Annotated in this window: 1 protein-coding gene; it reads left to right on the top strand. The window is 55.8% G+C overall.

Annotated elements, in window-relative coordinates; all coding sequences use genetic code 11:
- Window positions 1-796, top strand: a 796-nt coding sequence (locus AB4043_RS26610; protein ID WP_442308676.1) for an alpha/beta fold hydrolase, incomplete at its 5' end; no start/stop codon positions are given.
- Between the last annotated feature and the right edge of the window lie 207 nt (window positions 797-1,003).

Raw genomic sequence — 1,003 nt, forward strand, 5'->3', positions numbered from 1 at the left:
CAGTTATGACCGCGCAGGTTTCGGGTGGAGCAGTTATGACCGCGCAGGTTTCGGGTGGAGCGAGGCTGCCCACACCCCGCGCACCATCGGCAATTTAGTGTCCGAATTCGAGAAGATGCTTGCCTCATTTGACATCTCTGGACCGTTCATTCTGGTTGCCCATTCCTTCGGTAGTTTGATTGCTCGTGAGTACTGTTATCGCAATCCCGATCGTGTGGCGGGACTTCTGCTGCTGGATCCAATCGATTGTGAGCATTGGAGCACGCTGCCCCCCGAAGGCCAGGAACGATTGGCACTCGGCGCCAGGTTGTCGAGACGCGGCGCCTGGCTGGCGCGAGCAGGTGTGGTTCGTTTTTCCCTGATATTGCTGTCGGCAGGAGCGAGAACGCTACCGAAGTGGATCGCACGCATGGCAAGTGGCGGCGGAGCGGGCGTTATCGCGCGCGTCACGGCGGAGGTCAGCAAGATGCCGCACGAACTGTTGCCCGCGGTCCGCGCACACTGGTCGCGTCCGCAGAGTTTTGAGACCCTGGCCCAGTATCTTTCTCGACTCACTCGGTGCGTGACTGAAATTCCCTACACATCGCTCGGTCATCTTTCGTTGACCGTGATTTCCGCCGAGAATGCAACTGAGTCAGAGCTAAGGGAGCATCGCAAGCTGGCTTCACTCTCCAGCATAGGCGAGCACATCATTGCGGAAAGAAGCGGCCACTGGATACAGTTGGATCGGCCCGACCTGGTCGTTAGCTCGTTGCAACGCTCCTATGGCGTGTCTCAGAAATCCTCTGTCCCTTAAGTCGAATCTTGTTTAGGTATTTTTCCGGTCTTTTACCTGTAAGGCCTTTTTGTTTCAGTAGGTTGATCGACGAACTGAGACCAGCGCATCGACACAGCCGGCAAGGACTGAGTAATGCAACTTGAGGATGGGCGGCACTGCATTTTTGATGTCTGGCGATTAGTTCCTGGCTTTCAAAGCTTACGGCGCACTTCTACTCCCATATTT

The organism is Terriglobus sp. YAF25, from assembly GCF_052113305.1.
Lineage (GTDB): Bacteria > Acidobacteriota > Terriglobia > Terriglobales > Acidobacteriaceae > Terriglobus.